This window comes from Methylobacter sp. BlB1 (assembly GCF_015476545.1).
Taxonomy (GTDB): domain Bacteria; phylum Pseudomonadota; class Gammaproteobacteria; order Methylococcales; family Methylomonadaceae; genus Methylobacter.
The window spans coordinates 47,525-66,485 of sequence record NZ_JADMKV010000015.1; the positions used below are offsets into that span (position 1 = coordinate 47,525).

Below are 18,961 nucleotides of genomic sequence, written 5' to 3' on the forward strand. Positions count from 1 at the left end.
AGTCGGCATTTGGAGTTGTAAATGGGTATAAGTGTCACTCAACTATTAATTGTACTGGCCATTGTCATTATTGTCTTTGGCACCAAACGCCTGCGCAATCTGGGCACTGATTTGGGCGAAACCATTAGAAATTTTCGCGCTGCCGTTAAAGGCGGAGAAGATGAAAAAAACGTCGTCGAAGAAAAAGGGATAACCATTGACGGCGAAGTCGTTTCCAAGAAAACTGAAGAGATCTGATTATGTTTGATATCGGTTTTTCAGAGCTTTGTATGGTCGGATTGGTTACTTTATTGGTCGTCGGTCCTGAACGCTTGCCCAAAGTTGCGCGGCTTGCGGGATTCTGGATTGGCAAGACCCGGCATATGATCGCTTCCGTTAAGGCAGAGATCAGGGAAGAATTGCAAGCCGAAGAAATGCGTCAGGTATTTAAAGAGCAGTCGGAATTGAAAGAGATTCAGCGCATGCTCGACGATGCTTCCGATGCGGCCAATGCCATAAAATCTTCTATTGAGCAGCCGCAGCAAGTGAATGTAACACAGGTTAAACAGCCGCATGAGTCAGAATAATTTCGAAGAAGAGTCGGTCGAGCAGCCTTTTATCAGCCATTTGATTGAACTGCGCAGCCGTCTGTTGCGAGTAGTGCTGTTTGTGTTGGTCGTTTTTGGCGGATTGTCTTTCTATGCCAATGAGATCTATACGATTCTGGCTGGGCCTTTGATGCGCTACATGCCGGCCAATAGCTCGATGATTGCTATTGATGTCGCTTCGCCTTTTTTCACGCCATTCAAGCTGGCGCTTGTTTTGGCCACATTTATTTCCGTCCCATTCATTCTTTATCAATTCTGGGCTTTTGTCGCGCCGGGATTATACAAGCGCGAGCGGCGCATGATCCTGCCGCTGCTGATTGCCAGCACGTTTCTGTTTTATTTGGGCGTGGCTTTTGCTTATTTTGTTGTTTTCCCTCTGATGTTCCAGTTCCTGACGGCGGCGGCTCCTGTTGGCGTTGCGGTTATGACTGATATCACCAAGTATCTGGATTTCGTCTTGACGATTTTCTTTGCGTTTGGCGTTTGTTTTGAAGTGCCGATCTTTACGATCGTCATGGTCTGGACGGGGCTGACTTCGCCGGAAAGCCTGGCTGAGAAGCGGCCTTATGTCATTGTTGGTGCATTTATTGTCGGCATGGTATTAACGCCCCCCGATGCGATTTCGCAAACGTTATTGGCAATTCCTATGTGGATGCTGTTTGAGGTGGGGTTGCTGTTTTCGCGCTTATTCGTGCGCAAGCACGACGATGCGGATGATATGGTATTGGAAGCCAAGCTGGATGCGCTCGAGAAGCAGGAAGATGAGTAGGGGCGACAGAAGGCTTATAATGCTCCGGCTTTCTGAAGTAATTTGAAGATATTGTCGGCCATCAGTCGATAGCCGGCATCATTGGGGTGGATCATGTCGGATTTTAAACCATTGTCCCCCAGAATGTCGGGTAAGGTATTGAGATCGACAGGAATATCCCGGTCTTCTGCAATGCGCTGATAAAAATCTGCGCTGGTCAATGTCCATAAGCTGGGCTGGGGTACGCCAAGCATAACTACATCGATATGGCGATTGGCGGCCTCTTCAATCATCCTGTTCAGATTATCGGCGGTTTGCTTAGGCGGAATTTTTCTTAACATGTCATTGCCGCCGTGTATCAGGATCAACAGTTTCGGCTGGTATTCATCAAGCAAGGCCGGCAATCTTTTCAAGCCTTCGCTGCTAATCTCGCCGGGCACGCCTTCATTGATCACTTCAAGCGCAGTCAATTCGGCAAGAATATTGGGATAATCCTTGAGATTGGATGCGCCTGTACCATACGTCAGACTATCACCAAAGGCTAAAACGACGGCGTCATCGGGCAGCTTAGTCAGACTTTTGGGCGAATCATTGCAGGCTGTAAGCGAAAGGAAGATCAGAGATAATAATTTCTTTCTCATAATTCAGCAGGACAAAGGAAATGCAAAAAAATATTCTGATTACCGGTGCAGCAAAGCGCATAGGCGCTGCTTGTGCGCGTTTACTGCATAGTGAAGGCAGCAATATTATTTTACATTATAGATCGTCAAGAGAGGATGCGCTGCAGCTTTGCGATGAATTAAATCAAAAACGTCCCGATTCGGCAAAAACGATCCAGGCCGATTTGCTGAACATGCATGAACTGGCAGCGGTTGCCGGAGAGGCGGCCTCGGCCTGGGGCGGCATACATGTGCTGGTCAATAATGCCTCGGCGTTTTATCCGACGGCGGTTACGGATGTGACCGAACAGCAATGGGATGATCTGCTGGGCAGTAATTTGAAGGCGCCTTTTTTTCTGGCAAAAGCCTTGGCCGAAACCTTATCCGATCATAACGGCTGTATTGTCAATATTGTCGATATTCATGCGGAGCGCGGTTTGAGGGGGTATCCCGTTTATAGCATTGCAAAAGCCGGGTTGGCGGCCATGACTCACGTTTTGGCCAAGGAGTTGGGGCCGGACGTTAGGGTAAATGCAGTTTCACCTGGCGCCATATTATGGCCTGAGAGCGAGTTGTCCGAGCAAGACAAAGCCGAGATTCTGCAGCGGATTATATTAAAGCGACGCGGGGAGCCGCTCGATATTGCCAAGGCGGTGCTTTTTTTAATTAAGGATGCTGATTATATGACTGGGCAGATTCTGACTGTGGATGGCGGAAGAACTTTATTTTGTTAGCATCCAGGAAGGCGTGATGCGCTTTTGCTTGAGGTTGGCCTTATCGAATCTATCCCACAGTTCGGCATAACTTATATGGCTGATAGGATGCTCCAGGGTCGGTGCAATTTCCGCTAAAGGCTCAAGCACGAAAGCATAACGCTCAATTTCATCGCGAGGTATCTGTAACTGCTCATCTCGGAGCACGAGATCGCCATAGAGAATCAGGTCCAGATCCAGTGTTCGGGCAGTAAATTTTTTACAACCACGGGCACGGCCATGATCCAGTTCAATTTGTCTGAGTTGTCGGGCGACTTCTTTTGCACTCAGATCAGAATCAAAACCTACGACCAGATTGTAGAATGGATCACCTGAAAAACCGACCGGCTCGGTTTCATAAATGCTTGAGGCAATCAATTCGCCGAAGCAATGCTCAAGAGCCTGTAGGCTGGCAGGAATATTGTGATCCCTGTCTATATTGCTGCCAATACTGATATAGCCGCGCGGCATAGCTTACTTTGTGCCTCGCTCGATTATGATGCCTACATCTCTGGCGCTACTGATAGCGCCCCTCTTGTTCAGCCTAATTTTAACCCAAGGCACATTAAACTCATTGCGGATGATGGCAGCGATTTCTTCAATGAGTTTTTCGACCAGAAAGAAACTGCTTTGTTCGACAAAGGAAATAATGCGTTGCGAAACAGCTTTGTAATCAAGCGCATATTGAATATCATCAGTTTCAGCGGCTTTTTTGATGTCATAAGCCATTTCAATATCAAGAACGACGGCTTGTTTGATTTCTCTTTCCCAATCGTAAATGCCGATAACAGTCTGAATTTCAAGTCCGCCTAAAAATATGATGTCCATAGTGATTTCCGGTTATGATGTGCGATTTAAAATCGGCTAAGTATCGGGGAAACGCTCCCGGCTTACAAGTTCTGAATGACAAAAGGTATAGAATGTTTGAATGGTTGTTTGTTCCGGCTGCCTATCTGATAGGCTCGATTTCCAGTGCAATTATTATTTGCCGCTTGATGGGATTGCCCGATCCCCGCGAGCAAGGGTCTGGTAATCCAGGCGCTACTAATGTCATGCGCATCGGTGGAAAAAAGGCGGCTGGCATTACCTTGCTGGGTGATTTGCTGAAAGGTTTGATCCCAGTCTATATAGCTAAGCTATTGGGGGTGCCCGCGGAATTGCAGGCTGCTACAGGTTTGGCCGCGTTTTTTGGGCATCTTTATCCGGTGTTTTTCGGTTTCAAGGGCGGCAAGGGTGTTGCGACATCAGTCGGCGTATTGCTCGGGTTTTCTTGGTGGCTGGGACTGTCATTCATGGGCACCTGGATCCTGATTTACAAGCTGGGCAGAATATCTTCCCTATCAGCATTGATAGCCTCAATCTTATCTCCGATTTATGCTTGGTTTATTGTTGGAGATGCGGCAATAGTCGCAGCTTCAGCGGGCATGATGGTGTTCTTGTTGTGGCGGCATGAAAGCAATATCCAGCGCTTGATATCCGGCGAAGAAGGCAAATTAAAGACCTGACAATTCGCTGATTGGCCAGCGAGGCCGGGCAAAAATTTCAAGTTCCTGCTGCTGGCCGGCCAGTAGCCGCTGGCAGCCGGCATAAGCGATCATGGCGCCATTGTCGGTGCAGAATTCCGGCCGAGGAAAGTAGATTGCCGCATTTTCACGGCCGGCCATTTCGGTCAGACAGGCGCGTATGTGCTTATTGGCGCTGACGCCGCCTGCCACGACTAGCCTCTTTAGTCCGGTCTGTTTCAGGGCGCGCCTGCATTTGATGCTGAGCGTGTCGGCAACGGCATTTTGAAAGGCCATAGCGATATCGGCTTTGTCCTGTTCTGTTTTTTGCGAACCGTTAAGCGTATTCATGGTATAAGTTTTCAAACCGCTAAAACTGAAATCCAATCCCGGCCTATCGGTCATCGGGCGTGGAAACTGAAAAACCGGCCGGCCATTTTCGGCGAGTTTGGACAGCTTGGGGCCACCAGGGTAACCGAGGCCCAGCATTTTTGCAGTTTTGTCAAACGCTTCACCGGCGGCATCATCGAGCGATTCGCCTAATAGCCGATAATGACCGATCCCATCGACTTGCACCAATAGCGTATGTCCTCCGGAAATCAGCAGGGCCACAAAAGGAAAGGCTGGGGGGGGGGCTTCCAGCATGGGCGCCAATAGATGCCCTTCCATGTGGTGAACAGCAACTGCGGGAATCTGCCATGACCAGGCCAGACTGCGGGCTGTGGCTGCGCCGACTAGCAGAGCGCCCATAAGCCCAGGGCCTGCCGTATAGGCGATGCCATTAATATCGGCGCTTGACAGCTGGCTTTCTTGCAGAGATTGCTTGATTAGAGGCACTAATTTCCGGATGTGGTCCCGCGAAGCCAGTTCCGGGACAACGCCGCCATATTCGCTGTGCATTTCGATCTGGCTGTACAATAAATGATTGCACAGTCCGCGTTTAGAGTGATAAATGGCGACGCCGGTTTCATCGCATGATGTTTCTATGCCTAGAACGTACATTGAGTTTTTGAAAATTGTAAAAGTAAACGGTATAATTAAGGGTTCTGTTTATTCAGTGGGCCGCAAGGCTTTTAATTTTTAGATACTAACACATTTGGGTCATTAATATGCCGTCAGTTAAAGTTAAAGAAAACGAACCTTTCGATATCGCGATTCGTCGCTTCAAACGTGCTTGTGAAAAAGCGGGTGTCTTGTCAGAAGTGCGTCGCCGCGAATTTTATGAAAAACCAACGGCAGAACGTAAACGCAAAGGCGCGGCCGCTGTTAAGCGTCATTTGAAAAAGCTGGCTCGTGAACGTTATGCGTTGAAAAATTTACGTCGCGGCCGTCCTCAGATGTAAAATGGGGTTAATGAGATGGATTTGATATTAGATCGTATCAAGGATGATATGAAAGCCTCCATGAAAGGCGGCAATAAATCCAGATTGGCAGTGATTCGTTTGATTCTGGCTGCAGTCAAGCAGGTTGAGGTCGATGAGCGGATTGAGCTGGATAATGATCGCGTTATCCAGGTTCTCGATAAGATGCTGAAGCAGCGCCGCGAATCTATCCGTCAGTACACCGATGCCGGTCGAAGCGATCTGGCAGAGATTGAAGAGGCTGAGATTTTGGTGATTCAGGATTTTCTGCCTCAGCCTTTCACCGAAGCCGAAATTGACGCCATGATTAAGGAAGCGGTAGCTGAATCTGGCGCGGCGTCAGTTAAGGATATGGGCAAGGTCATGGGGCTGCTTAAGGCAAAAATGCAAGGTCGTGCCGATATGGCGGTTGTTGGTGCGAAAATTAAGGCTGTCCTGGCTGGCTAGTTTGCTTGTGCCGATTTTGTCCGGGTAGATCATGTCCGGTAGGATTCCTCGCGATTTTATTGATGAGCTTTTAGTGCGGGTTGATATCGTCGATTTAATCGATTCGCACGTTCCTCTAAAAAAAACGGGTGCTAATTATGTCGCCCGCTGTCCTTTTCATACTGAAAAAACGCCCAGTTTTTCTGTAAATCGCAAAAAGCAATTTTTTCATTGCTTTGGCTGCGGAGCCAGTGGTAATGCCATCAGTTTTTTGATGGATTTTAATCATCTTAATTTTGTCGAAGCAGTTGAGGATTTGGCGACCTTTGTCGGTGTCGATGTGCCGCGGGAGTCGGTAGCCTCTCAATCTGGGCAAAAGCAGAATAAAGAAGATTTACGCAGTTTGTACCAGGTTATGGAGGATGTGGCGGCTTTTTATGTGGAGCAGCTGCGCATTCATGCTCAGGGGAAAAAAGCGGTTGACTATTTAAAGGCGCGTGGAGTCAGTGGTCAGGTTGCCCGTGATTTTATGCTTGGTTATGCGCCCGACGAATGGGCGGCCTTGACTGATCGGTTTAATCAGAAGTTGCTATTGGAGGCCGGTTTACTGGTCAGTAACGAGAGCGGGCAGATTTATGATCGGTTTCGTGATCGGGTTATGTTTCCCATCCGAGACAGGCGAGGCCGCATTGTCGGTTTTGGTGGGCGGGTGCTTGATGATTCTTTGCCCAAGTACTTGAATTCTCCGGAAACATCCCTATTTCATAAAAGCCGGGAAGTTTATGGTCTGTACGAGCTTCTGAAAAAGAATTCGAAACCAGAACGGATTTTGATTGTCGAGGGTTATATGGATGTTATCGCCTTGGCTCAGTTTGGAATTAATTACGCAGTGGCAGCGCTAGGGACGGCGGCATCGCAAGCGCATTTTGATCTGTTGTTTCGGTTTTCTTCGGAGTTGGTATTTTGCTTCGACGGTGATAAAGCGGGGCGTCAGGCGGCGTGGCGCGCCATGGAGCCGGCTTTTTCCGGTTTGAAGGATGGACGATTGATACGCATCATGTTGTTGCCGCAGGGTCAAGATCCCGATTCATTAGTCCGTCAGGAGGGGGTGGATAAATTTTCAGAACGTGTGCAGATGGCTGCGACTTTATCGGATTATTTTTTTGGGCATTTTGCAGAAGAGTTGAATTTATCCGAAATGGAAGGGCGTGCGCAATTGGTCGGCAAGGCTAAGCCGTATCTGGAGAGGTTGCCGGAAGGTGTGTTTCGGGAAATGATGTTTGCGCGGCTTAAGCAATTATCGGGCTTTTTGGTGCTGGACGTTTCAACAAATGCGACTACACTTAGACCAGCAAAGGAAAATGGTAAGCGCCAAGAGCGTGGCCGACTATCATTGGCGCGCGTGGCAATAGCTTTGTTGATTCAGAATCCTAGATTGGCTGAACTTGTTGAGCAAAGGGAGATTGATTGGTGTGGATTGGAATTTCCCGGTATTGATCTGTTCAAGAGTGTGCTGCGCATGATTCTTGATAAGCAACCGGCGAATGCTGCTGTTTTGGTTGAGTCCTATCGTGATGCTGCCGAAGAGAAATCAGTGAAGGCGCTGGCGTTCTTGGATTTGCTGGTTTCGGATGAAGGTGTGGAGGCGGTGTTTTGTGATGCGCTGGATCGGTTGCTTGATCAGGCGCGAAAAGCAAATATAGATAGATTGCTAGCCAAAGCGAAAGTCAATGGATTGAATGCGCAGGAAAAAGAGGTGTTGCGTAAGATGTTGGCAGGTAAATAATTTAATGCCAAACAGCAAAGTTTATAGTACAATTTCCGGTTCAGCGTAGTCGTGCTGAACCGAGCATTCAGTGAGTAAATATGAATCAAGAACAGCAACAATCCCAACTTAAACAATTGATAGCCAAAGGCAAGATTCAGGGGTACCTGACCTATGCCGAGGTTAATGATCACTTGCCTAGCGATATTGTCGATCCGGAACAGATTGAAGATATCATTGGCATGATTAATGATATGGGGATTCAAGTTTACGAAGTTGCGCCGGATGAAGATTCCCTGATCACCGATTCTGCAGCTGTTACTACCGATGACGAGGATGCCGAAGAGGTTGCGGCTTTAGCATCCGTTGACAGCGAGTTTGGCAGAACTACGGACCCGGTGCGCATGTACATGCGTGAAATGGGCTCAGTTGAGCTGTTGACGCGTGATGATGAGTTAAAAATCGCCAAGCGGATTGAAGAAGGCCAGCAGCAGGTTGTTAAGGCTATTGCCAGGTCTTGCGTTGTTGTTGATCACTTTTTGCAGTCATTTGACGCTATTTCCGGAGAAGAGGGCGGGATCAGGCTGGCTGATTTGCTTTCAGGCTTTGTCGATTTAAGCGAGTCGGAGCCTTTGGTCAGCGCATCATCTGCAACTGATGATGAAGAAACGGCAGTTGAAGACGAAGCCAAAGGTCTCGACTATGAAGAGGTCAAGTTAAAAGTAGAAGAGCTCCGGAAACAACTTAAAACGGCTTCATCGGCAATCAAAAAATACGGCTATTCCAGTGATAAAACAGAACAGGCCTTCGAAGCATTGGCTGACCTGTTCATGGAATTCAAGTGGACTCCGCAATACTTGAAAAAATTGACGGCTATTATTCCTGACGGCGTCGCCACTGTCCGCGAACAGGAAAAAGTGATTATGGATATTTGCGTCAGGCATGCCAAAATGCCGCGCAAAGAGTTTATTGCTTTATTTACCGAAAGTGAAGTGAATGCGGAATGGTTTGACCGGTTATTGAGCGACGACAATAAATATTCGGCAACTCTGAAAGAGCACGAAAAAGACTTAAGAAAGGTCCAAAAAGTGCTGGCAGATATTGAGGCTGAGTATGGTCTGACTATTAACGGGTTGAAAGATATCAATCGGCGCATGTCTATTGGCGAAGCCAAAGCCAGGCGCGCGAAAAAAGAAATGATCGAAGCGAATTTAAGGCTGGTTATTTCGATCGCTAAAAAATATACTAATCGCGGCCTGCAATTCCTGGATTTGATTCAGGAAGGTAATATCGGTTTGATGAAGGCGGTCGATAAATTCGAATACCGCCGCGGCTACAAGTTTTCAACCTATGCAACCTGGTGGATCAGGCAGGCGATTACCCGCTCCATCGCGGATCAAGCCAGAACGATCCGTATTCCAGTGCATATGATCGAAACGATCAATAAATTAAACCGTATTTCCAGGCAGATTCTGCAGGAAATGGGGCGCGAAGCGACGCCGGAAGAGTTGGCGGAGCGCATGGAAATGCCGGAAGATAAAGTTCGTAAGGTATTGAAAATAGCCAAAGAACCTATTTCCATGGAAACGCCCATAGGGGATGATGAAGATTCTCATTTGGGAGATTTCATAGAAGATGCTAAAGTATTGTCCCCGGTTGAGTCTGCTACAATTGCGGGATTGCGTGAATCAACACAAAATGTGCTGGCTGGATTGACGGCAAGAGAAGCCAAAGTTCTGCGCATGCGTTTTGGCATCAATATGAATACCGATCATACGCTGGAAGAAGTCGGCAAGCAGTTTGATGTGACGCGTGAAAGAATTCGTCAGATTGAAGCCAAGGCGTTGAGAAAGCTCAGGCATCCATCAAGGTCAGAGCAATTGAGATGCTTTTTGGATGGCGAATAGTTAACAGTTAGAGGGCCCTTAGCTCAGTTGGTCAGAGCTTCCGACTCATAATCGGCAGGTCGTAGGTTCAAGTCCTACAGGGCCCACCACAAATGTAAAAGGCTGCCTCGGCAGCCTTTTGTCTATCTGGGTTTTATATTTTTAGAAGGCAGCATCGTGAGCAATAATTTCATTTTTACATCAGAGTCAGTTTCAGAAGGGCATCCGGATAAGGTTGCGGATCAAATTTCAGATGCGATATTGGATGCAATATTAGCGCAGGATCCTAAGGCTCGGGTTGCTTGTGAAACATTGGTAAAAACCGGCATGGTCGTTTTGGCCGGTGAAGTTACCACGGATGCCTGGGTTGATACCGAAGAGCTGGTGCGTAAAGTGGTTTGCGGAATCGGTTATGATCACGGCGATATCGGCTTTGATGGTCAAAGCTGTGCTGTTCTGAATGCGATCGGCAAACAGTCTCCTGATATCGCGATGGGCGTTGATGAGTCCGGCGATCATGAACAGGGTGCGGGCGATCAGGGCTTGATGTTCGGTTATGCCAGCAATGAAACTGATGTTTTGATGCCGGCGCCTATTACTTATGCGCATCTGCTGGTAAAACGCCAGGCTGAAGTCCGTAAAAACAAAACATTGCCTTGGCTGCGCCCCGATGCAAAAAGCCAGATTACATTCCGCTACGAAAATAACAAGCCGGTTGCCATAGACGCGGTTGTCTTGTCGACTCAGCATTCACCTGAAATCGGTGCAAAACAACTGCATGAAGCGGTCATGGATGAAATCATCCTGCACACGTTGCCTAAGGAATGGCTGCATAAAGACACCAAATATTTTATCAATCCAACCGGACAGTTCATTATCGGCGGTCCTGTCGGCGATTGCGGTCTGACAGGTCGTAAAATTATTGTTGATACCTATGGCGGTATGGCGAGACACGGCGGCGGTGCGTTCTCAGGTAAAGATCCGTCAAAAGTTGACCGTTCTGCAGCTTATATGGGCCGGTACGTGGCAAAGAACATCGTCGCGGCTGAGTTGGCCGATCGTTGCGAAATTCAGGTATCTTATGCGATTGGCGTGGCCGAGCCGACTTCTATCAGTGTTGAAACATTCGGCACTGGCAAAATCAGTGAAGATCGATTGGTACAGATTATCCGCGACAATTTCGACCTGAGACCGAAAGGTTTGATTGCCCAGCTCGACCTGATGCGTCCTATTTATCAACCGACCGCGTCCTATGGACACTTTGGTCGCACGGAAGAGAGTTTTACTTGGGAAAGAACCGATAAAGTGGACGCTTTGAGAGAAGCGGCCGGCCTTTAATCTTATAAAATACAGGCAGGAAACGATGAGCTTACCAGATTATAAAGTTGCCGATATCGCTTTGGCTGAATGGGGTCGCAAAGAAATCAACATTGCTGAAACGGAAATGCCGGGTTTGATGGCATTGCGGGAAGAATACGGTCTGGAGCAACCGCTAAAAGGTGCGCGTATCGCCGGCTGTTTGCATATGACCATTCAAACGGCGGTGTTAATTGAAACCTTGACCGCATTAGGCGCAGAAGTGCGCTGGTCGTCATGCAATATTTTTTCAACCCAGGATCATGCCGCAGCGGCAATGGCCGTGGCCGGTATTCCTGTTTTTGCCTGGAAAGGCGAAACGGAAGCCGAAGCTGAGTGGTGTATTGCCCAGACTATTGAAGGTCCTAATGGTTGGCGTCCGAATATGATTTTGGATGACGGCGGTGATTTGACTCTCATGATGCACGAAAAATACCCTGAATTAATGTCAGGCGTGAAAGGCCTATCGGAAGAGACGACAACCGGTGTTTTGCGGCTTTATGAAATGGTATCCAAAGGCACGCTGAAAGTGCCGGCATTCAATGTCAATGATTCGGTGACCAAGTCAAAATTCGACAACCTGTACGGTTGCCGCGAATCATTGGTCGATGGCATCAAGCGCGCCACGGATGTGATGGTGGCTGGCAAAATCGCCGTTGTTTGCGGTTATGGCGATGTCGGCAAAGGCTGTGCGCAATCGCTGCGCGGCTTGGGCGCGACGGTCTGGGTAACTGAAATTGACCCGATTTGTGCATTGCAAGCGGCAATGGAAGGCTACCGTGTCGTAACCATGGAAGACGCCGCGTCTGTTGCCAATATTTTTGTGACCGCAACTGGTAACGTCAATGTTATTACGCATAGTCATATGGCCGCGATGAAAGACCAGGCTATCGTCTGTAATATTGGCCATTTCGATTCCGAGATTGATATCGCTTCATTGCGCCAATACACATGGGAAAATATTAAGCCACAGGTTGATCATGTCATTTTTCCTGATAGCAAACGGTTGATCGTGCTGGCGGAAGGGCGATTGGTGAACCTGGGCTGCGCGACGGGTCATCCGAGCTTTGTGATGTCCAATTCATTCTGCAACCAGGTTCTGGCTCAGATAGAACTTTGGAAGAACGCAGATCAGTATGAAAACAAGGTTTATATTCTGCCCAAGAAACTCGATGAAAAAGTGGCGGCTGCGCATCTGAAGCAGCTGGGCGTCAAACTGACCCGCTTGACTGACGAGCAGGCCAGATATATCAGCGTCTCCGTTGACGGCCCGTATAAAGCCGATCATTACCGTTACTGATCAAGTAGACGGGTTTGTCAGTATTGGCAAACCCGTTCCGCTATAGTATAAGTACCGGAACATGCAGAGCAGGTTTTTACATTTCCCTTTCAAATAAAAATGCAATCACAGAAAAAGCATCCACAGCTGTTCAGTTTTGAGTTTTATCCGCCCAAATCAGAAGAAGGCGCCGCAAACCTACAGGTGGTGCACAGCAAGCTGGCCAAGCTCAATCCGGACTTTTTTTCAGTCACCTTCGGCGCTGGCGGTTCAACTCGCGAAAAAACCTTCGAGTCAGTTATCGAGATTCAATCTAAAGGAATCGCTGCAGCCCCACATTTATCCTGTGTGGCATCGACCAAAGAGAATATCCGCGAAATTCTCAAACGTTACCAGGATCATGGCATATCAAAAATCGTGGCTTTAAGAGGCGATCTGCCATCCGGCATGTTGTCAGCCGGTGAATTCCGATATGCTAACGAACTGGTGGAATTTATCCGGCAGGAAACCGGGGATCATTTTCAAATTCATGTGGCCGCGTATCCTGAAGTGCATCCTCAGGCTGTGAACGGCGACCAGGATTTCAAGAATTTCAAGCGCAAAGTCGAAGCCGGCGCCAATGCCGCTATTACGCAGTATTTTTATAACGCCGAAGCCTATTTTTATTTTATTGATCAGTGCGAAAAAAGCGGTATCGATATTCCGATCGTGCCCGGCATCATGCCGATTACCAATTATTCGCAATTATTCAGGTTTTCAGAGATGTGCGGTGCCGATATTCCGCGCTGGATGAGAAAGCGGCTGGAATGTTTCGGCGATGATCGCAAGGCCATACAGGCTTTCGGCATTGATGTGGTGACGGCGCTTTGCGGGCGCTTGCTTGAAAGTGGTGCGCCGGGACTGCATTTTTATACCATGAATCAGGCCGGACCGACATTGGCCATCTGCGAAAATCTGCATATTGGGCAGCGGGCTGAATAAGACTCTGCCTGCCTCCGTTCATGACTAACCGAGTAGTTTCCGATCGCGATTTGTCGGTTTTGTGGCATCCTTGCACCCAAATGAAAGACCATGAAGCGTTCCCGATTATCCCGATAAAAAAGGGCAGCGGCGTCTGGCTGGAAGATTTTGAAGGCAATCGTTACCTGGATGCGATCAGTTCCTGGTGGGTCAATCTATTCGGGCATGCCAATCCTGCCATCAATGGCGCGATAAAAGAGCAGCTTGATACGCTGGAGCATGTGATTCTTGCAGGCTTCACGCATGAAGCGGCTGTCAGTCTGGCGGAAAGACTGGTCGAGATCACGCCCCGGGGACTTAGCCGGTGTTTCTATGCCGATAACGGTTCTTCAGCCGTAGAAGTAGCGCTCAAAATGAGCTTCCACTACTGGCGCAATCTCGGGCAGACTCAAAAGACTAAATTCATCACGCTGGAAAACAGTTATCACGGCGAAACCCTGGGCGCTTTGGCTGTCGGTAATGTAGCACTCTATAAGGAAACGTATGGCCCATTGCTGATGGACGTCATTACGGTTCCGGGACCGGATTGCTATTATCGGGAGCCAGGCGAATCCTGGGAGAATTACTGCATACGCCGGTTCTCGCTCATGGAGGCGACATTCGCACGGCATGCCGATACAACTTGTGCAGTCATTGTCGAGCCCTTGGTGCAGTGCGCCGGCAACATGCGCATGTACGATCCCATCTATCTGAAATTGCTGCGCGAAGCCTGCAATAAATACAATGTGCATCTGATTGCCGATGAAATAGCGGTCGGATTTGGCCGGACCGGCTCGCTGTTCGCCTGTGAACAGGCGGCAATCACGCCGGACTTTATCTGTCTGTCCAAGGGCTTGACCGGCGGATATCTGCCCTTGTCGGCCGTTTTGACTACCGATCAGATCTATCAGGCCTTTTATGATGATTATCAGAAATTGACGGCTTTTTTGCATTCCCATAGTTATACCGGCAATGCCCTGGCATGCGCGGCCAGCTTGGCAACCATAGCGATTTTCCAGCAGCAAAATATCATAGAGAAAAATAAAAAACTGGCTGAGGCAATGGCTAAGGCGGCGGTGCGCTTTAACGAGCATCCGCAGGTGGCGGAAGTCAGGCAGGCCGGCATGATACTGGCTATCGAACTGGTCAAAAACAAGCAAACGCGAGAGCCCTATCCCTGGCAGGAGCGCCGCGGCTTACGGGTTTATCAATATGCCTTATCCAAAGGCGTCTTATTGAGGCCGCTGGGCAATGTCATCTATTTTATGCCGCCTTATGTGGTGACCGAGGATGAAATTCGGCTGATAGCGGATGTGGCCTGGGCTGGCATACAACTAGCTGTTCAGGATTAAACATGCGTATTTCACGATTATATGTGCCCGCAGATCTGGCCGAAGGCCGGCAAATAATACTTGATGAGGATAGTGCTCATTACGTCAGGACGGTTCTGCGGCTGAAAAAAGATTTGCAGATCATTTTGTTTAACGGCAACGGCGGCGATTATATATGCACGCTGGTCGAAGTCAGCCGCAAGCAGGTGCTGATCGATGTGCAGCAATGGCTGGATCGCACTGTCGAATCGCCGTTAACGATAACGTTCGGATTAGGCATTTCGCGCGGCGATAGAATGGACCTTGCGGTACAAAAGGCCGTTGAACTCGGCGTTAGTGCCATGACGCCGCTGCTGACCGAACGTTGCGTCGTACAGTTTAAAGGCGAGAAAAAACAGCAGCGCTTACAGCATTGGCAAAAAATAGTGCAGCATGCTGCCGAGCAAAGCGGCAGAACATTGCTGCCTGAGTTGGCTGAGATCGAGCATTTATCGAATTGGGCGGATCAACAGAGCGGTTTGAAGGTTTTTCTGGATCCTTACGCCGAAGCATCTTTAGCTGATTTAAAACCCGAAGACATGAAGGTCACGCTGCTGTCCGGACCCGAAGGGGGCTTTTCTGATCAGGAGCGGGAGTTTGCGAAAACGGCGGGCTTTATCCCGGTGCGCTTAGGCAGTCGGATACTAAGAACAGAAACGGCTTCATTGGCTGCATTATCGGCCGTGCAGATGCTGTGGGGCGATTTCGGTAGCTGGAAATGATCAAGTCTATTTATTACGCCCTTGTGCCGCTGCTGGTTCTGCTAGGGGCTATTTTTATAGCCTGCCTGGCTGGTTATTTTATCGCTCTGGGCATCGGCGATCAGTTCCCGTTAAGCAAAATAATCAAGAAGTCGGCACAACTCTTTCTGGTGCTGAGTATTTTTCCGGTCATGGCCTATTTCAGATTCAAAAAAGCAGATATCGGTTTCGCCGGCAAGGCTGTTTTTTTTAAGCAGGTGCTGCAGGGCTTCGGGCTCGGCTTTGTAACCTTAATGCCGGTTGTTATTGTGCTGTATGGACTCGGCGTCAATGTTGTCGATCAGAGTCATGTTTGGACAGTCTCGCTGCTGGCAAAAAAAATGGCGCTGTCATTGTTGTTGGCGCTGATTATCTCCTGGGTTGAGGAGCCTTTGTTTCGAGGCGTACTGTTAACGGGGCTGAAGCGCAAAATGTCTGTTATAGCTGCCATTGTGATCAGCGCCATTTATTACGCGGTCCTGCATTTTCTAGACAGCGACATTAATATTCCGCATCAGGAAATAACACCATTGAGCGGATTCAAACTGCTTGGTGAAGCGTTTTTCAATCTATTGAATCCGGATATTCTGTCGGCGTTCTGGGCTCTGGTTATGGTCGGTATTTTCTTGGGTATCCTCCGGACGGAGTTCAAAGCCAGCCTAGGGTTGTGTATCGGTTGTCATACCAGCTGGGTCTGGCAGATAAAGATGAGCAAGAGCCTGTTCAATACCAATTTCAGCTCGGAGTATCTTTATTTGGTCAACAGGTACTATGATGGCTTGATCGGGCCCCTGGTGATAGGCTGGCTCGGCCTGGCAATATCCGGATATCTTGTTTACCGCTGGATTAACAAGCCCGCATTCATCAATCCCTGAAATTGGTGAATTGCAGCGGCATGTCGATTTTCTCATCCCTGATCATCTGAATTACTTCCTGCAGGTCATCCCTTTTCTTGCCGGTCACTCTGACCTGATCACCCTGAATGGCGGCCTGGACTTTCAGTTTTTTGTCCTTGATCAATTTAACGATCTTTTTTGCTAAAGCCGAATCAAGTCCTTGCTTCATCGTAATCTCCTGGCGCATGCCCTTGCCGCTGGGCTTGGGATCGGCGACATCCATGCAGGCAATGTCTATGCCGCGTCGGGTGAGTTTGGAGCAGATGATGCTGAACATTTGCTGCAACTGAAACGAGGATTCAGAAATCATGGATATCTTGTCATCATTCAATTCAAAGCTTGAATTTGTGCCTTTGAAATCAAAACGCGTGCTGATTTCTTTATTGGCCTGGTCAACGGCATTTGTAACTTCGTGTTTGTCAAATTCGGAAACGATGTCAAATGAAGGCATGGCGTATGATTAAGTCAGTAAAATTTTTACTATAGTTCGATTGAGTGCATTATTCAACCGCAATAAATTCGGCAACGGCCCTAATTCTTAGGCGGCGTATGGCTTCGCCGATTTCCGCGCCTTGAAGTTTGCTCTTTAATATTGCCGAGGTATCCACCGAGGCGGCGGCTTTGGCGGCGCCTTTTATATAGTCTGCCTGAGGATAAGGATTGTTCTCATGATTTATGCGGCCTTTGGCATCGGCGGCGCAGGCCAGCAGGAAATGGTCCAAAGTATTATTGGTCGGTTTAAAGACGCCCAAAGTCATCAGCATGTCCGTTAAAGTCGATGGGCGCAATTCAAAGGCTCGATGACAGTGCGTATGATGGCGCATAACCAGCATGGCCAGCGATTTGAATGAATTAGGCACACGCAGGCGAGCACATAAATTTTCTAATATGGGCAGGCCGTTTTTTTCGTGATTATAATGATGCGGCCAATTTTCCTTGGGCGATACGGCCTTGCCGAGATCATGCATCAGAGCCGCAAATCTGACTTCAGGGCTCGAAGATAACGCTGCGGCTTGTTCCAGGCAGAGCATGACGTGCACGCCGGTATCGATTTCAGGGTGATGCTTTTCCGGTTGCGGTACGCCGAACAGGTTATGAATTTCAGGAAAAATTCTCTCCAGAGCGGAGCAGTCTTTTAGCGTATAGAAAAAAGCGGACGGTGATTTTTCGTTAAGCGCTTTGAATAACTCCGCCCAGACACGTTCCGGCACGAGGTGATCGACTTCGCCGGCCGTCACCATTTGCCGCATCAGCACCCGGGTTTCTTCAGCCAGCCTGAAGCCGAGATGACTGTATCGGGCTGCAAAGCGGGCCACGCGCAGTATGCGTACAGGGTCTTCGGCAAAAGCCGGCGAGATATGGCGGAAAATGCGATTTTCAATATCGTTTTTGCCGCCATACGGATCGATGATTTCGCCTTGCGGCGTCATCGCGATCGCATTAATCGTCAAATCACGGCGCATTAGGTCCTGTTTCAGAGTTACATCAGGAGAGGCATGCACGACAAATCCTTTATAACCTGGAGCGGTTTTTCTTTCGGTTCTGGCTAACGCATATTCCTCACCGTTTTCCGGATGCAGAAACACCGGAAAATCCTTGCCTACCGGACGAAAGCCTTTTTTTACCATTGATTCAGGTGTCTCGCCGATGACAACCCAATCCTTTTCCTTGACTGGATAGTTGAGTAGTTTGTCACGTACGGCACCACCTACCAGAAATGTTTTCATCGAGTTATACGGGCGCTTTATTAGTGTCGGACTTAGAATAACATAATCGGTGGCTGCCGCGCGTTAGCGGTTATTTATAGAGGGCAATAATGATATTTTTTTTGTTGAGCGTGATATTGGGGATGGTTTCAGGATTGCTGGCCGGTCTTTTCGGCATTGGCGGAGGGGTAGTCATTGTGCCTGTTCTGGTTTTGCTATTTACAATGTACGGTATGGCTTCTGATCTGGTTATGATAATGTCAGTGGCAACCTCGCTGGCGACGATAATTGTTACCTCAATGGCTTCTGTGCTGGCGCATCATCGCTTAGGATCTGTGATGTGGAGAAAAGTGCTCAGGCTTGCGCCAGGCATTATGGTCGGGGCAACGCTCGGAGCTGTAGTAGCAAATCATATAGACGCTGATGTATTGCGTTACATCTTTATCGTTTTTTTACTTTATGTCGGTGTGCAGATGGCTTTTCAGATAATGCCAGAACCCGGAGCGGTCAAGGAGTCTAAGGTATTGGATTTTATCGTGGCGAACCTGATCGGCTTGATGTCGTCCATAGTGGGAATAGGCGGGGGGACGCTAACCGTGCCTTATCTTGTGCGCTGCCGATATGCCATGCGTAATGCGGTGGCGATATCAAGCGCCTGTGGTTTGCCGATAGCTGTGGCGGGTACGATCAGTTATGCGGTATTGGGCTGGAATCAAGTTCAGTTGCCGGAATGGAGTCTGGGCTATGTCTATCTGCCTGCTTTTTTAGGCATCAGCCTGGGCAGTTCCCTTACGGCTCCGATTGGCGCCAAACTGGCTCATCGGCTGCCGGCGCAGAAGCTAAAGCGCTATTTTTCCATCTTGATTTTTTTAATGGCAGTCAAACTTATTTTAACTTAAACGATAGAATTGCTAAGTCAAAGGATTGCG

The 18,961-nt window shown here is 48.6% G+C and carries 22 protein-coding genes and 1 tRNA gene; 17 read left to right on the top strand and 6 right to left on the bottom strand.

Features of this window, described 5'->3' with window-relative positions:
- The first annotated feature begins 21 nt into the window (after positions 1–21).
- Genes IT781_RS07995 through tatC form a run of 3 tightly spaced genes read left to right on the top strand, consistent with a single transcriptional unit; the run spans position 22 to position 1,356 of the window.
- Positions 22–237, top strand: a complete 216-nt coding sequence (locus IT781_RS07995; RefSeq protein WP_194969622.1) for a Sec-independent protein translocase subunit TatA — start codon at positions 22–24, stop codon at positions 235–237.
- A 2-nt stretch (positions 238–239) separates the two neighbouring features.
- Positions 240–566: a Sec-independent protein translocase protein TatB gene (gene tatB, locus IT781_RS08000; protein WP_194969623.1), complete on the top strand. Its 327-nt coding sequence runs from the start codon at positions 240–242 to the stop codon at positions 564–566.
- The gene (gene tatC, locus IT781_RS08005; protein WP_194969624.1) at positions 553–1,356 is read left to right on the top strand and encodes a twin-arginine translocase subunit TatC; all 804 of its coding nucleotides are present in this window, start codon (positions 553–555) and stop codon (positions 1,354–1,356) included. The genes tatB and tatC overlap by 14 nt, the downstream gene beginning before the upstream one ends.
- A gap of 14 nt (positions 1,357–1,370) precedes the next feature.
- On the opposite strand, the gene IT781_RS08010 is transcribed toward tatC, so the two are convergent.
- Positions 1,371–1,976 carry an arylesterase gene (locus tag IT781_RS08010; protein ID WP_194969625.1) on the bottom strand — a complete coding sequence of 202 codons (606 nt, stop codon included), beginning with the start codon at positions 1,974–1,976 and terminating at the stop codon, positions 1,371–1,373.
- A gap of 20 nt (positions 1,977–1,996) precedes the next feature.
- On the opposite strand from IT781_RS08010, the gene IT781_RS08015 reads away from it, so the two are divergent.
- Positions 1,997–2,728 carry a pteridine reductase gene (locus tag IT781_RS08015; RefSeq protein ID WP_194969626.1) on the top strand — a complete coding sequence of 244 codons (732 nt, stop codon included), beginning with the start codon at positions 1,997–1,999 and terminating at the stop codon, positions 2,726–2,728.
- On the opposite strand, the gene folK is transcribed toward IT781_RS08015, so the two are convergent.
- Together folK and folB are read right to left on the bottom strand one after the other, a co-directional pair.
- Entirely contained in the window at positions 2,717–3,217 is a 501-nt protein-coding gene (gene folK, locus IT781_RS08020) for a 2-amino-4-hydroxy-6-hydroxymethyldihydropteridine diphosphokinase (RefSeq protein ID WP_194969627.1), read from the bottom strand. The two genes, IT781_RS08015 and folK, sit on opposite strands and share 12 nt — an antisense overlap.
- A gap of 3 nt (positions 3,218–3,220) precedes the next feature.
- On the bottom strand, positions 3,221–3,574 hold the full coding sequence (gene folB, locus IT781_RS08025) for a dihydroneopterin aldolase (RefSeq protein ID WP_194969628.1): 354 nt from the start codon (positions 3,572–3,574) through the stop codon (positions 3,221–3,223).
- 92 nt (positions 3,575–3,666) lie between these two features.
- Between folB and plsY the strand changes: the two genes are divergently transcribed.
- Positions 3,667–4,251, top strand: a complete 585-nt coding sequence (gene plsY / locus IT781_RS08030; RefSeq protein ID WP_194969629.1) for a glycerol-3-phosphate 1-O-acyltransferase PlsY — start codon at positions 3,667–3,669, stop codon at positions 4,249–4,251.
- Here the strand turns inward: plsY and tsaD are convergent.
- The gene (gene tsaD / locus IT781_RS08035) at positions 4,240–5,250 is read right to left on the bottom strand and encodes a tRNA (adenosine(37)-N6)-threonylcarbamoyltransferase complex transferase subunit TsaD (RefSeq protein WP_194969630.1); all 1,011 of its coding nucleotides are present in this window, start codon (positions 5,248–5,250) and stop codon (positions 4,240–4,242) included. The genes plsY and tsaD overlap by 12 nt on opposite strands.
- Before the next feature lie 107 nt (positions 5,251–5,357).
- Between tsaD and rpsU the strand changes: the two genes are divergently transcribed.
- The 11 genes from rpsU (at position 5,358) to IT781_RS08090 (ending at position 16,305) form a co-directional block, all read left to right on the top strand.
- Entirely contained in the window at positions 5,358–5,591 is a 234-nt protein-coding gene (rpsU, locus tag IT781_RS08040; protein WP_194969631.1) for a 30S ribosomal protein S21, read from the top strand.
- A 15-nt stretch (positions 5,592–5,606) separates the two neighbouring features.
- A complete protein-coding gene (locus IT781_RS08045; protein ID WP_194969632.1) occupies positions 5,607–6,056 on the top strand; it encodes a GatB/YqeY domain-containing protein in 450 nt (149 codons plus the stop codon).
- Between the two features lie 31 nt (positions 6,057–6,087).
- Entirely contained in the window at positions 6,088–7,821 is a 1,734-nt protein-coding gene (gene dnaG / locus IT781_RS08050) for a DNA primase (protein ID WP_194969633.1), read from the top strand.
- Positions 7,822–7,901: 80 nt separating this feature from the next.
- Positions 7,902–9,707, top strand: coding sequence for an RNA polymerase sigma factor RpoD (rpoD, locus tag IT781_RS08055; protein WP_194969634.1), 1,806 nt, complete (start codon positions 7,902–7,904; stop codon positions 9,705–9,707).
- A gap of 12 nt (positions 9,708–9,719) precedes the next feature.
- Positions 9,720–9,796, top strand: a tRNA-Ile gene (locus IT781_RS08060).
- A 67-nt stretch (positions 9,797–9,863) separates the two neighbouring features.
- On the top strand, positions 9,864–11,024 hold the full coding sequence (gene metK, locus IT781_RS08065) for a methionine adenosyltransferase (protein ID WP_194969635.1): 1,161 nt from the start codon (positions 9,864–9,866) through the stop codon (positions 11,022–11,024).
- A 25-nt stretch (positions 11,025–11,049) separates the two neighbouring features.
- Positions 11,050–12,342: an adenosylhomocysteinase gene (gene ahcY / locus IT781_RS08070; protein WP_194969636.1), complete on the top strand. Its 1,293-nt coding sequence runs from the start codon at positions 11,050–11,052 to the stop codon at positions 12,340–12,342.
- A 99-nt stretch (positions 12,343–12,441) separates the two neighbouring features.
- The gene (metF, locus tag IT781_RS08075) at positions 12,442–13,302 is read left to right on the top strand and encodes a methylenetetrahydrofolate reductase [NAD(P)H] (RefSeq protein ID WP_194969637.1); all 861 of its coding nucleotides are present in this window, start codon (positions 12,442–12,444) and stop codon (positions 13,300–13,302) included.
- A 20-nt stretch (positions 13,303–13,322) separates the two neighbouring features.
- Positions 13,323–14,672 carry an adenosylmethionine--8-amino-7-oxononanoate transaminase gene (locus IT781_RS08080; RefSeq protein WP_194969638.1) on the top strand — a complete coding sequence of 450 codons (1,350 nt, stop codon included), beginning with the start codon at positions 13,323–13,325 and terminating at the stop codon, positions 14,670–14,672.
- 2 nt (positions 14,673–14,674) lie between these two features.
- On the top strand, positions 14,675–15,412 hold the full coding sequence (locus tag IT781_RS08085) for a 16S rRNA (uracil(1498)-N(3))-methyltransferase (RefSeq protein WP_194969639.1): 738 nt from the start codon (positions 14,675–14,677) through the stop codon (positions 15,410–15,412).
- The gene (locus tag IT781_RS08090; RefSeq protein WP_194969640.1) at positions 15,409–16,305 is read left to right on the top strand and encodes a CPBP family intramembrane glutamic endopeptidase; all 897 of its coding nucleotides are present in this window, start codon (positions 15,409–15,411) and stop codon (positions 16,303–16,305) included. Before IT781_RS08085 ends, IT781_RS08090 begins: the two co-directional genes overlap by 4 nt.
- Here IT781_RS08090 and IT781_RS08095 read toward each other — a convergent pair.
- Positions 16,295–16,777 (bottom strand): YajQ family cyclic di-GMP-binding protein, encoded by a 483-nt coding sequence (locus IT781_RS08095; RefSeq protein ID WP_194969641.1) that lies wholly within the window; start codon positions 16,775–16,777, stop codon positions 16,295–16,297. The genes IT781_RS08090 and IT781_RS08095 overlap by 11 nt on opposite strands.
- A 49-nt stretch (positions 16,778–16,826) precedes the next feature.
- The gene (locus IT781_RS08100; RefSeq protein WP_194969642.1) at positions 16,827–18,053 is read right to left on the bottom strand and encodes a multifunctional CCA addition/repair protein; all 1,227 of its coding nucleotides are present in this window, start codon (positions 18,051–18,053) and stop codon (positions 16,827–16,829) included.
- An 89-nt stretch (positions 18,054–18,142) separates the two neighbouring features.
- On the opposite strand from IT781_RS08100, the gene IT781_RS08105 reads away from it, so the two are divergent.
- Positions 18,143–18,931, top strand: a complete 789-nt coding sequence (locus IT781_RS08105; RefSeq protein WP_194969643.1) for a sulfite exporter TauE/SafE family protein — start codon at positions 18,143–18,145, stop codon at positions 18,929–18,931.
- The last annotated feature ends 30 nt before the right edge of the window (positions 18,932–18,961 follow it).

Bases quoted from the DNA above. Each gene is read 5' to 3' on its own strand.
- IT781_RS07995 (WP_194969622.1), top strand. From the start codon at position 22: ATGGGTATAAGTGTCACTCAACTATTAATTGTACTGGCCATTGTCATT.
- tatB (WP_194969623.1), top strand. From the start codon at position 240: ATGTTTGATATCGGTTTTTCAGAGCTTTGTATGGTCGGATTGGTTACT.
- tatC (WP_194969624.1), top strand. From the start codon at position 553: ATGAGTCAGAATAATTTCGAAGAAGAGTCGGTCGAGCAGCCTTTTATC.
- IT781_RS08010 (WP_194969625.1), bottom strand. From the start codon at position 1,976: ATGAGAAAGAAATTATTATCTCTGATCTTCCTTTCGCTTACAGCCTGC.
- IT781_RS08015 (WP_194969626.1), top strand. From the start codon at position 1,997: ATGCAAAAAAATATTCTGATTACCGGTGCAGCAAAGCGCATAGGCGCT.
- folK (WP_194969627.1), bottom strand. From the start codon at position 3,217: ATGCCGCGCGGCTATATCAGTATTGGCAGCAATATAGACAGGGATCAC.
- folB (WP_194969628.1), bottom strand. From the start codon at position 3,574: ATGGACATCATATTTTTAGGCGGACTTGAAATTCAGACTGTTATCGGC.
- plsY (WP_194969629.1), top strand. From the start codon at position 3,667: ATGTTTGAATGGTTGTTTGTTCCGGCTGCCTATCTGATAGGCTCGATT.
- tsaD (WP_194969630.1), bottom strand. From the start codon at position 5,250: ATGTACGTTCTAGGCATAGAAACATCATGCGATGAAACCGGCGTCGCC.
- rpsU (WP_194969631.1), top strand. From the start codon at position 5,358: ATGCCGTCAGTTAAAGTTAAAGAAAACGAACCTTTCGATATCGCGATT.
- IT781_RS08045 (WP_194969632.1), top strand. From the start codon at position 5,607: ATGGATTTGATATTAGATCGTATCAAGGATGATATGAAAGCCTCCATG.
- dnaG (WP_194969633.1), top strand. From the start codon at position 6,088: ATGTCCGGTAGGATTCCTCGCGATTTTATTGATGAGCTTTTAGTGCGG.
- rpoD (WP_194969634.1), top strand. From the start codon at position 7,902: ATGAATCAAGAACAGCAACAATCCCAACTTAAACAATTGATAGCCAAA.
- ahcY (WP_194969636.1), top strand. From the start codon at position 11,050: ATGAGCTTACCAGATTATAAAGTTGCCGATATCGCTTTGGCTGAATGG.
- metF (WP_194969637.1), top strand. From the start codon at position 12,442: ATGCAATCACAGAAAAAGCATCCACAGCTGTTCAGTTTTGAGTTTTAT.
- IT781_RS08080 (WP_194969638.1), top strand. From the start codon at position 13,323: ATGACTAACCGAGTAGTTTCCGATCGCGATTTGTCGGTTTTGTGGCAT.
- IT781_RS08085 (WP_194969639.1), top strand. From the start codon at position 14,675: ATGCGTATTTCACGATTATATGTGCCCGCAGATCTGGCCGAAGGCCGG.
- IT781_RS08090 (WP_194969640.1), top strand. From the start codon at position 15,409: ATGATCAAGTCTATTTATTACGCCCTTGTGCCGCTGCTGGTTCTGCTA.
- IT781_RS08095 (WP_194969641.1), bottom strand. From the start codon at position 16,777: ATGCCTTCATTTGACATCGTTTCCGAATTTGACAAACACGAAGTTACA.
- IT781_RS08100 (WP_194969642.1), bottom strand. From the start codon at position 18,053: ATGAAAACATTTCTGGTAGGTGGTGCCGTACGTGACAAACTACTCAAC.
- IT781_RS08105 (WP_194969643.1), top strand. From the start codon at position 18,143: ATGATATTTTTTTTGTTGAGCGTGATATTGGGGATGGTTTCAGGATTG.